This is a genomic window from Marinomonas sp. MED121 (assembly GCF_000153025.1).
Lineage (GTDB): Bacteria > Pseudomonadota > Gammaproteobacteria > Pseudomonadales > Marinomonadaceae > Marinomonas.
In genome coordinates, this window is sequence record NZ_CH672436.1 from 1 (window position 1) to 11117 (window position 11117).

The 11117-nt window shown below is 42.6% G+C and carries 9 protein-coding genes; all 9 read left to right on the forward strand.

Going from position 1 to position 11117, the window contains the following annotated elements; translation table 11 throughout:
• Positions 1 to 39 precede the first annotated feature (39 nt).
• The gene (locus MED121_RS22800) at positions 40 to 1341 is read left to right on the forward strand and encodes a homoserine dehydrogenase (RefSeq protein ID WP_083789444.1); all 1302 of its coding nucleotides are present in this window, start codon (positions 40 to 42) and stop codon (positions 1339 to 1341) included.
• 43 nt (positions 1342 to 1384) lie between these two features.
• Positions 1385 to 2770 (forward strand): threonine synthase, encoded by a 1386-nt coding sequence (thrC, locus tag MED121_RS22805; RefSeq protein ID WP_009836253.1) that lies wholly within the window; start codon positions 1385 to 1387, stop codon positions 2768 to 2770.
• Positions 2771 to 2880: 110 nt separating this feature from the next.
• Entirely contained in the window at positions 2881 to 3600 is a 720-nt protein-coding gene (locus tag MED121_RS22810) for a 16S rRNA (uracil(1498)-N(3))-methyltransferase (protein ID WP_009836254.1), read from the forward strand.
• A gap of 65 nt (positions 3601 to 3665) precedes the next feature.
• On the forward strand, positions 3666 to 5393 hold the full coding sequence (recJ, locus tag MED121_RS22815) for a single-stranded-DNA-specific exonuclease RecJ (protein ID WP_050764649.1): 1728 nt from the start codon (positions 3666 to 3668) through the stop codon (positions 5391 to 5393).
• A gap of 137 nt (positions 5394 to 5530) precedes the next feature.
• Positions 5531 to 6376, forward strand: coding sequence for a bifunctional methylenetetrahydrofolate dehydrogenase/methenyltetrahydrofolate cyclohydrolase FolD (folD, locus tag MED121_RS22820; protein ID WP_009836256.1), 846 nt, complete (start codon positions 5531 to 5533; stop codon positions 6374 to 6376).
• A 188-nt stretch (positions 6377 to 6564) separates the two neighbouring features.
• Positions 6565 to 7152 (forward strand): UPF0149 family protein, encoded by a 588-nt coding sequence (locus tag MED121_RS22825; RefSeq protein WP_009836257.1) that lies wholly within the window; start codon positions 6565 to 6567, stop codon positions 7150 to 7152.
• An 82-nt stretch (positions 7153 to 7234) separates the two neighbouring features.
• The gene (locus tag MED121_RS22830; protein ID WP_009836258.1) at positions 7235 to 8536 is read left to right on the forward strand and encodes an aminopeptidase P N-terminal domain-containing protein; all 1302 of its coding nucleotides are present in this window, start codon (positions 7235 to 7237) and stop codon (positions 8534 to 8536) included.
• 48 nt (positions 8537 to 8584) lie between these two features.
• A complete protein-coding gene (ubiH, locus tag MED121_RS22835; protein WP_009836259.1) occupies positions 8585 to 9832 on the forward strand; it encodes a 2-octaprenyl-6-methoxyphenyl hydroxylase in 1248 nt (415 codons plus the stop codon).
• Positions 9833 to 9850: 18 nt separating this feature from the next.
• Positions 9851 to 11044 (forward strand): UbiH/UbiF/VisC/COQ6 family ubiquinone biosynthesis hydroxylase, encoded by a 1194-nt coding sequence (locus MED121_RS22840; RefSeq protein WP_009836260.1) that lies wholly within the window; start codon positions 9851 to 9853, stop codon positions 11042 to 11044.
• Positions 11045 to 11117: the final 73 nt, after the last annotated feature.

An 11117-nucleotide genomic window follows, 5' to 3' on the forward strand; every position in this document is an offset into this window, starting at 1 on the left:
GAACGCATCTAAATAACGTTAGCTCTGTGGGGTATTATTTTGAAACCGGTAAAAGTCGGAATTTGTGGGTTGGGAACTGTGGGTTCCGGAAGTTTTAACATCCTTCGTAACAACGCCGAAGAAATTACACGACGTGTAGGCCGCAGTATTGAGATTGAGCAAGTGGGTGCTCGTCGTGATAATCCTGCCGCAGATACTTCTGGTGTTAATATTACCCGTGATATTTTTGACGTGGCCAACAATCCTGAGATTGATATCGTAATTGAATTGATTGGTGGCACCACAATCGCAAAAGACTTGGTTTTGACCGCTATTGAAAACGGCAAACATGTGGTTACGGCTAACAAGGCCTTGATTGCAGAATATGGCAATGAAATTTTTGAAAAAGCGCAAGCTAAAGGCGTAATGGTTGCCTTTGAGGCTGCGGTTGCTGGCGGTATGCCAATCATCAAAACTGTACGTGAAGGTTTGTCTGCCAATCGTATTGACTGGTTAGCAGGTATCATCAATGGTACTGGTAACTTCATCATGACTGAAATGAGTGAAAAAGGCCGTGCTTTTGATGATGTGTTAGCCGAAGCGCAAGCACTCGGTTATGCCGAAGCAGACCCAACATTTGATGTTGAAGGTATCGATGCTGCGCATAAACTGACTATTCTTGCTTCGATTGCTTTTGGTATCCCACTGCAATTTGAACGCACTTATACCGAAGGTATTAGTCAGATTACCGCACAAGATGTGAGCTTTGCGAGCGAACTAGGTTATTACATTAAGCATCTAGGTATTGCTCGTCGCACGCAAAAAGGGATTGAACTAAGAGTGCATCCTACTCTGATCTCTAAAAAGCAGTTATTAGCTAATGTAAATGGCGTTATGAATGCGGTTATGGTGCAAGGTGATGCTGTGGGTCCTACTTTGACTTACGGTGCAGGTGCCGGTGCATTACCGACAGGTTCTTCTGTCGTTGCTGATGTGATTGATGTGGCGCGCACTCTAACGGCTGATCCTGATAACCGTGTACCCCATTTGGCTTTTCAGCCGAATGCGCTATCTGATCTAAAAGTATTGCCAATTTCAGAAGTAGAATGTGGTTACTTCTTAAATATGACGATCCAAGACAGAGCGGGTGTGTTAGCGAACATTACTCAGCTTCTATCAGCAAATGGCATCAGTATTGAATCTGTTATTCAGCGTGAGCGCGATGAGATTGGGCTTGTTTCTCTTGTGGTGATGACCCATGTGGTTAAAGAGTCCAATATGAATGCGGCGATTGCTGCAATCGAAGCCTTGCCTGATGTGGCTGGCAAAGTTCAGCGTATTCGTGTTGAGAGCTTAGTTTAAATTACCAAGTGAATTGTCAGTTTAGTTTTATAGAGAAAAAATTATGAAATACATATCCACTCGTGGAGATGCACCAGCCCTTTCATTTGGTGATGTTTTATTAGCAGGTTTGGCTAATGATGGCGGTTTGTATGTACCAGAAGAGCTGCCAAAATTTAGCCAAGAAGAAATCGCTTCTTGGGCAGAGCTTAGTTATCAAGAGCTTGCATTTAAAGTTATGTCTCCTTTTGTTGCAGGTGAAATTCCAGATCAAGAGTTTCGTCGTATGATCAATGAAGCTTATGCAAGCTTTGATCATAAAGCCGTTGCACCTATGGTGCAGACAGGTAATAACGAATGGGTACTGGAATTATTTAGAGGACCAACATTGGCCTTTAAAGACTTTGCATTACAACTGCTGGGTCGTTTAATGGACTATGTGTTGACTCAACGTAAAGAAGAGTTGGTTATCCTAGGGGCTACCTCTGGTGATACTGGGTCTGCTGCGATTGAAGGCTGCCGTCATTCTGATCACCTTAAGATCTTTATCTTACACCCTTATCAGCGTGTTTCTGAAGTTCAGCGTCGTCAAATGACCAGTGTTATTGATGATAATGTTTTCAATATTGCCGTGAAGGGTAATTTTGATGACTGTCAGGGCATGGTGAAAAACAGTTTTGCGGATCAGTCTTTCTTGAATGGCGGTAAGCTTGGTGCGGTAAACTCAATCAACTGGGCGCGCATTATGGCTCAGATTGTTTATTACTTCTCGTCTGCACTATCTGTTGGCGGACCACACCGTAAAGTGTCTTTCTCTGTGCCAACCGGTAACTTTGGTGATATTTTTGCGGGTTATTTGGCCAAGCAAATGGGTTTGCCGATTGACCAGTTGGTAGTAGCCACTAACCAAAATGATATTCTGCACCGTGTCATTGCTGAAAATGACATGAGCCGTCAGTCCTTAAATGTGACCTTGTCGCCAAGTATGGATATCATGGTTTCCAGTAACTTCGAACGTTTGTTGTTTGATGCACATGGCCGCAAAGGTGAGTCTATTAAAGATTTGATGGCACGCTTTAATCAAGGTGATGTGTCGTTGAGTGATGAAGCTTGGTCTTATGTGAAGGCAAATTTTGACAGCTATAAAGTGGATGATGGGCGTACTTGTGAGGTAATCAAGCAAGTGTTTGATGATACTCAATATTTACTTGATCCACATACTGCGATTGGTTTAGATGCAGCGCGTCATTGCTGGAAAGATAAGTCTGTGCCTATGATTACCCTGGCAACAGCACATCCTGTTAAGTTCCCAGAAGCGGTTGAAAAGGCGGGTTGTGAATCACCTAAACTGCCTGATCATATGGCTGACCTGTTCGAGCGTAAAGAAGCGTATGAAGTGCTAGAAAATAGCCTCGAAGATGTGCAAGCTTTTGTGACTAAAAACATTTAATTTGATGTTTTATAAAGGCCTTACTCCATTCGAGTAAGGCCTTTTTTAATGCCTGTTAGAATGAAGAAAGACTACTTTTTTAAATCTCTTTTAAAGACCCTTACTCAGTTATGAATATCATTTTGTTAGATCCTGAACAGGCAATTGATGAAACACATTTTGCGCTTGATTCACGCCAATCCGAGCATCTTAAAAAGGTGATTAAAGCTGAAGTGGGTGACAAATTGAGGGTGGGTATTATTAATGGTCCCATGGGAGAGGCAACATATTTAGGGGTGAACAGTGATGGCATCACTGAGATTGAGATTATTCAATTAACGCAGCAAGCCCCAAAGCCTTTACCTCTTACCTTAGTGTTAGCGCTTCCTCGTCCTAATATGCTGAAACGTACTTTGCTTAATATCAGTGCGATGGGGGTGAAAAAAATCATCTTGCTTAATTCTGCCAAGGTGGAAAAAAGTTATTGGCAATCCCCTGTTTTAAAAGCGGATAACTTAGAGCGTATCTTATTAGAGGGCTTGGAGCAGGCGCGAGATACTCAATTACCTGAGTTGCAAATGATGACTCGCTTTCGACCTTATGTTGAAGATCTGCTACCAAGGGAGATGGCGGGTAAGTTAGCTTTACTCGCGCACCCTTATCAAGCTGATGATTGTCCAATTAACCTTACTCAAGAAAGTATTCTAGCGATTGGCCCAGAGGGTGGTTGGAATGAGTTTGAAGTGAGTAAATGGCATGAAGCCGGTTTTAAAAGTGTTCATCTTGGTGAGCGTATTTTGAAAGTAGAAACGGCAGTGCCTGTTTTGCTTTCTAGGTTGTATCCTGCCTAAACATATTAGTGAGTAATCCCTTAAGCCACGATTTTGATTCTAACCTTTTATCAATGGAGAGCGAGATGAGCAAGAAAATATCCTCAAGGCCTGTGCTGGATAATCAGGTGAGTTTTTCCCCTGCTTTGCCTTTGACTATGCAGCGGATATTGCAGTCTCGAAATATTGCGAGTGAGGCTGAATTAGAGTATCGATTGGCTAGCTTATTAAGACCAAATGAGCTGCTGGGATTAACGCCAGCAGTGACTATTTTGGCGGATGCTATTGAAGCCGGTGAAAAAATCCTCATCGTGGGTGACTTTGATGCTGATGGGGCAACCAGTACGAGTTTGGGTATTTTAGCCATGCAGGCTATGGGGGCCATTGATCCAGAGTTTTTAGTGCCTAATCGGTTTGAATATGGTTATGGTCTGACACCAGAAATTGTTGAAGTCGCGAAAGAGTCAAAACCTGCTGTGCTGGTCACGGTAGATAATGGTATTTCCAGTATAGAAGGAGTGCAGGCTGCAAAATCGTATGGCATCAAGGTCGTCGTGACGGATCATCATTTACCCGGTGATGATGTGCCGCAAGCGGATGCCATTGTTAATCCAAATCAGCATGGTTGTGGCTTTAATAGTAAGGCGATGGCGGGTGTGGGTGTCATCTTTTATGTGATGAGTGGTCTTCGCGCTGAGCTTAAGGCACGCCGTTGGTTTGAGCTGCAGCATATCCCTGAGCCTCGTATGGCAGATTATCTAGATTTGGTTGCTTTAGGGACGGTGGCAGATGTAGTGCCTTTAGATGCCAATAACCGTATTTTAGTTAAACAAGGCTTGCAGCGTATTCAGGCGGGTTTTGCTCGTCCGGGTATCTTGGCCTTGCTGGAAGTGGCAAATCGAGATGTGAGTCAAATTAAAGCCTCGGATTTAGGTTTTGCAGTTGGGCCTAGGTTGAATGCAGCTGGGCGTTTAGATGATATGTCCTTAGGGATAGCCTGTTTGTTAACCAGTAATGCTCAGCAAGCAAAACGTCTGGCACAAGAGCTTGATCAGCTTAATCGAGAGCGTAAAGATATCGAGTCTGAAATGAAGCAGCAGGCTGAATTTGCGTTAGAAAAAATTGTGGCAGATGAGCAAGACTTGCCAAATGGTATGTGTTTTTATGATGATACTTGGCACCAAGGTGTGATAGGAATTCTCGCTTCGCGTATGAAGGATAAATGCTATCGTCCTGTTATTGCGTTTGCCAAGGTGGATGATGAGGAAATAAAGGGCTCAGCTCGTTCGATTCCGGGTTTACATATACGAGATGCTTTAGATTTGCTGGCTAAACGATATCCACATTTATTGAGCAAGTTTGGTGGACATGCCATGGCGGCGGGTATGAGTATTAAAGAAGCCCATTACCCAGAATTTGTAAAAGCGTTTGATGAGGTGGTGACAGAATTAGTCAGTGCCAGTGATTTGGAAGACTGTTTATTAACGGATGGTTCTTTAAGAGCGGAAGACTTTAGTTTAAGTTTTGCTGAGTTAATTCGACAATGTGGTCCTTGGGGGCAAATGTTCCCAGAGCCAGTGTTTGATGGTGTGTTCGAGCTGATTCAGCAGCGTATAGTTGGACAAAAGCATTTAAAGCTTTTGCTGCGAGAGCCAAACGAGGGCTTGTTGATTGATGCAATTGCTTTCTTTATTGACCTTGAACAATGGCCGAATAATGCTGAGCAGGCTAGGGTGGTCTTTAAGTTGGATATTAATGAATTTAGAGGTCAGCGAAATATTCAATTATTGGTAGATTATATCGAAGCCGTCTAACAATCAGGGGGTTTTGAATTAAGTCAGTGTTCTAAAGGAATATCTGTTTGATTATGCAGTAAGCTGCCTATTTAGGGTGATTCTAAGGTACAATGCCTTACCCTAAATCACGATTTACTTACTGTTGGAGTTAATTCATGACTGCATTGGTTCTTGATGGCAAATTATGTGCTGAAGAAACCGAAACCCGTCTTAAAGCCCAGGTTACTGAGCTTAAAAAACGTACTGGTGGAACCCCTATTTTGGCAACCATTCTTGTTGGGGGCGATCCAGCGTCTGCAACTTACGTTAAAATGAAAGGTAACGCCTGTCGCAGAGTCGGAATGGACTCAATGGCAATTGAGTTACCTGAAGAGACAACGACGAATCAACTTCTTGCGACCATTAAAGAGTTAAATGAAAACTCTGATGTACACGGTATCTTGTTACAGCATCCTGTCCCACCTCAAATTAATGAGCGTCTGTGCTTTGATGAAATTGCAGCCCACAAAGATGTGGACGGCGTTACCTGCCTAGGCTTTGGTCGTATGGCAATGCAGGAGCCTGCTTATGGTTCGGCAACCCCTGCTGGTATTATGCGTTTACTAGAGCATTATGATATTGAATTATCTGGCAAACATGTTGTTGTCGTTGGTCGTAGCCCTATTTTGGGTAAACCTATGGCTATGATGATGCTAAATGCCAATGCCACCGTGACCATTTGCCATTCTCGCACTCAAGACTTGCCAAGTTATGTAAAGCAAGCTGATGTGATTGTTGGTGCTGTTGGCAAACCTGAATTAATAAAAGCCGATTGGATTAAAGACGGTGCGGTTGTTGTTGATGCAGGTTATCACCCAGGTGGTGTCGGTGATATTGAATTAGGGCCTTTAGTTGATAAGGTTGCCGCTTATACTCCTGTTCCTGGCGGCGTGGGTCCTATGACAATTAATACCTTGATTCTTCAAACATTAGAGTCAGGTCTTAAGCAGCTAAATAATTAGCAAGCAACAGAAAGAGAGCTTATAGGCGAGTTTCTCTTTCTGATGGTGTTAAACAATTGTATTTTGTCAAAATGACGCCATATAGATAATAGTGTTAGAAATAAAGCTAAGCCGCACCAAAAGTGCGGCTTACTTGTAAGTAAGCTTATCGTTTACCGATTGAATTAATTTAAGTAAAGAGAGTATTCATGTCGACTGAAATGCTGAAAGACGCGTTGGATTTTGATCTTATTGCGGATGTATTTGTAACTGAGTCTATCGGGGCTTCTCCTGCTGAATTACATGGTCAACTATGTGGTTACCTAGCCTCAGGTGTGACCTTGTTGCTTGAAGACTGGATTAGTATGGTCGTTGAGTTTTGTGACATAGAAAGCTGGAAAGAAGAAGCAAGCCGTGATGCCATTGTCGAGTTGTATACCGCGACTCAAACGCTGTTTGCAAACGGTGATTATGCGTTAGACCCTGTCATAGCTGATGAAGATGCCAGTTTATCTGATCGAGGTACCACATTAGCCGAATGGGCTCATGGCTTTTTAGCTGGCTATGGTTTGTCTGGTCAAAAACAGAATCTTTCAGATGATACAACGCAAGTACTGCGTGATTTTGCTAATTTATCCGCGGCTAAGGGTGAAATGCAAGCGTTGGAAGACAATAACGATAATGAAAAAGATTTAACTGAGCTAATTGAGTATGCCAGACTCTCTGCCATGATGCTTTATTCTGAGCACCATGAAGTTCAGCCAGAAAGTAAGAATAATCAAACCAAGATACATTAAGATCTGACTAGTCTAGGTCTAGAGCGGTAGATAAAAACTGCTCTTTGTTGTTTCTTTATCCCATCTAATTTGAGAGGTGAAAATGGATTTGCCGATTGCCAATTATCAAGCTCGTCGTCAATCTTTACAGTCAAACTTACCGGAAGGATTTGTTGCTATCTTACGTGCGGGTGAGTTATGTACACGTAACAGTGACTGTGATTTTGAGTTTCGTCCCAATAGCCATTTCTTCTATTTAACAGGCTATGCTGAGCCAGGCGCTTATGTGCTGATTAACAAAACTCAATCCATTTTGTTTAATTTACCTAAAGACCCTGAAAAAGAGCAGTGGGATGGTTTTCGACACGGGGTTGAAGGTGCCATTGAAAATTTTGCTTTTGATCAGGCTTTTGCGCTGGACGATATGGATGAGCAAATCATTGGCTTATTAGATGGTAGTCAGTCAGTTTGGTTTGATTTCTCTGATGATGTTTTACAGCAGCAAATAGTAAACTGGCAACAAAGCTTGGCTAAGAAAGTAAGGCAAGGTGCGCAAGCCCCTGCTCAGTTTAATCAGTTAGCAGGTCTTCTAGGTGAGATGCGTTTGATCAAGGACGCTGAAGAAGTCGCCTTAATGGAAAAAGCGGCGCAAATCAGTGTCAAAGCCCACCAGCAAGCTATGCAAACTGTTACACCAGGTATGAAAGAGTATGAGCTTGAAGCAGAATTAAATTATTGCTTTATGAAATCAGGCTCAAGAACCCCTGCTTATAATAATATTGTCGCAACAGGGAGTAATGCCTGCACTTTGCATTACATCGAAAACAATGCCGAGATTAAAGATGGTGATTTAATTTTAATCGATGCAGGTTGTGAGTTAGGGTTTTATGCCTCTGATATTACCCGTACTTTTCCTGCCAATGGTAAGTTCTCTGAGCCACAAGCAGCGCTATATAATCTAGTATTAAAAGCGCAAAAAGAAGCCATAGACACTGTGGTTGTTGGGGCTAAATATACGGACTTTCATGATGTCGCTGTGCGTGTATTAAGCCAAGGTTTAATTGAGCTTGGCTTGCTAGAAGGTGAGCTTGAAAGTGTGATAGAAGATAAGTCTTATCGAGATTTCTATATGCATAACACAGGACACTGGATAGGCATGGATGTTCATGATGTTGGCGCCTATAAAATAGACGCTGAATCTCGTCCACTTAAGCCAGGTATGGTAGTGACAGTAGAGCCTGGTTTATATGTATCGAAAGACAATATGAAAGTAGATGAAAAATGGCGAGGCATTGGCATTCGTATTGAAGATGATGTGTTAGTCAGTGACGAAGGTCCAGTTATTTTGACCCATGGTCTTGCACGAGGGGTAGATGAGATAGAAGCTTTAATGGCCAAAGGCTAGCGTTAAGTTAGGTCTTTCGTATTTGTTTATTGGGGATAGGAGAATGGCGTGATAACAACAGATGTTTTAATTGTTGGTGGTGGTTTAGTTGGGGCGTCTTTTGCTTTAGCTTTGGCGAGCCATAATCAAGAGTTAAAAATTTGTATGGTGGAGTCGATAGAGGCGGCATCAGAATCTCAGCCAAGTTTTGATGACAGGTCAACGGTACTGAGTAAATCCAGTGCCAACTTGTTTGCAGATATGGGGCTTTGGTCTCACTTATCAAATCTTGTTGCACCTATTCAGCATATTCATACTTCTGAAAAAGGCCAGTTTGGCATGTCTCGTCTTCATGCTAGCGAATATGATGTCGATGCTATGGGCTATGTTGTGGATAACAAAGGGCTAGGCACACAGCTTTATGCACAATTAAAGCGATTTACCAATATTCAATTGTTATCACCTGCTAAGGTAACCTCACTACAAGTCTTTGCTGAAAGTTATCAAGCCCAGATTCTAGAGCTTAATCAACAAAAGACACAAGAGTGTCATGCTAGGTTGGTTGTCATGTGTGATGGTGGGCGCTCTGATCTGGCACAAGTGTTAGGATTAACGAGTCAGGCAAAGCATTATCAACAAGTGGCTTTAATTGCCAATATCGAATTGCAGAAAAATCATCAGGGCTGGGCTTATGAAAGGTTTGCTCAAGAAGGCCCCATTGCCATGCTGCCTTTACTTAGCTTTCAAGGAAAGGCAAGATCTGCGCTCGTTTGGACCACCTCAACATCATCACTCGATGAGCGAATGGCACTTTCTGATCATGATTTTTTAACTGAATTACAAGCTGAGTTCGGCCATCGTTTAGGGCGTTTTAAAGGTGTCGGAGAAAGAGCCTATTATCCGCTTAAAATTCAACGATCTAATGAGCTAGTACGTTCTCGTCTCGCTGTTTTAGGTAATGCTGCCCACACGCTTCACCCTGTTGCTGGTCAGGGTTTTAATTTAGCTTTAAGAGGGGCTGCATTGCTCGCCCATAATGTATTAGCAAATACGGCAAAAGGGTTAGATATTGGTGCTTTGTCAAACCTAGCGTCATTTGCACAAACCCAAGAGCAAGATGCGAAGCGCATTCAAGCGGCAAGTCATGGCTTGGTGTCTGCTTTCTCTTACCAGGCTACACCAATACGCTTAGCTAGAAACCTTGCCAATATGGTGTTAGATCACTGCCCAATTGCTAAAGGGAGCTTTGCTCGAGCGGCGATGGGGTTGGATGTTCATAAGCCCACCACAAGACTCAATTCTGTCAACCACTCTTGATTTAAATAAGGTGCACAAATGAAAAAATCCTATGATGTTATCTTAGTGGGTGCGGGTATGGTGGGTGCGTTAACGGCTAACCTGCTTGCTCAACAAGGATTTCATGTGGCTTTAGTGGATAAGGGGAATGGTCAATGTGATTTATCCACATTGCCTTTTTATGATGCTCGGGTGAGTGCAGTGTCTCGTCATTCAAAAGCTTTAATGGATAGAGCCGGAGCTTGGCAACGTATCCCATCAGAACGATTAACGCCCTATCATAATATGCAGGTTTGGGATGGGCTAGGAAGGGGGGAAATCGGTTTTAGCTGTGATGATGTACATTTGGATGAGCTTGGACATTTAGTGGAAAATCAGGTGTTAAATCAAGCCTTGTTAGCTCAGCTTGAAACTTATCCCAAACAAGTTGATAGCTTCTTCGCTTGTTCGGTTAGTCATTATCAAAAGCAAGAGCATGGCATGCAGGTTACCTTAGATAATGGGCAAACTTTGCATGCTGATTTATTGATTGCTGCCGATGGGGCAAATTCATTTATCCGTGCTCAAGCTCAAATAGAGACCAAAGAATGGGATTATCAACATAATGCGATTGTGGCCACAATTGAGTTAAGTAGAAGTCATGAAAATACGGCTTGGCAAAGTTTTGGTGAAGAAGGCATTTTAGCTATCTTGCCTATGCCAAGTTTTGAAGGACGACACTTTGCATCCATTGTTTGGTCCGTCCCGCCAGAAGATGCCAAAGACCTGTTAGAGCTTGATAACGATCTTTTTTGTAAGCGCCTAAATTATGCGATTTCAAATGAGTTTGAAGTGCTGGATGTGTTGACGAAGCGACTGTCTATTCCGTTAAGGCAAAGACATGCTTTGCATTATGTGCAGACTGGGTTGGCTTTAGTGGGTGATGCGGCTCATACCATACACCCACTTGCTGGTCAGGGAGCGAACTTAGGCTTTGCGGATGCTGGTGCTTTAGTTGATGTTTTAATTAAGGCAAAAGAGCGAGGCGAATCCTTATCTAATGAACGCGTGTTAAGGCGATATCAAAGAAACCGTATGTCAGACAATATACGGATGTCAGCTAGCATGGAGTTTTTTAAACGCTTGTATGAAACACAAAATCCGATTGCTGTATTTGCTCGTAATACAGGTATGAGTTGGATGAATAAACAAAGACTTGTGAAGAATCATATCATCACTTTAGCACTAGGTTGAACGCCGCTTTTTATTTGTTTAAATGTAAAAAAAGTGAAAGCTTTATTGTTTTTATGGTGTTTTTCATACAAAA

Excerpts from the sequence above, each read along its gene's own strand:
- MED121_RS22810 (WP_009836254.1), top strand. The coding sequence starts at position 2,881 with ATGAATATCATTTTGTTAGATCCTGAACAGGCAATTGATGAAACACAT.
- thrC (WP_009836253.1), top strand. The coding sequence starts at position 1,385 with ATGAAATACATATCCACTCGTGGAGATGCACCAGCCCTTTCATTTGGT.
- recJ (WP_050764649.1), top strand. The coding sequence starts at position 3,666 with ATGAGCAAGAAAATATCCTCAAGGCCTGTGCTGGATAATCAGGTGAGT.
- MED121_RS22830 (WP_009836258.1), top strand. The coding sequence starts at position 7,235 with ATGGATTTGCCGATTGCCAATTATCAAGCTCGTCGTCAATCTTTACAG.
- folD (WP_009836256.1), top strand. The coding sequence starts at position 5,531 with ATGACTGCATTGGTTCTTGATGGCAAATTATGTGCTGAAGAAACCGAA.
- MED121_RS22840 (WP_009836260.1), top strand. The coding sequence starts at position 9,851 with ATGAAAAAATCCTATGATGTTATCTTAGTGGGTGCGGGTATGGTGGGT.
- MED121_RS22825 (WP_009836257.1), top strand. The coding sequence starts at position 6,565 with ATGTCGACTGAAATGCTGAAAGACGCGTTGGATTTTGATCTTATTGCG.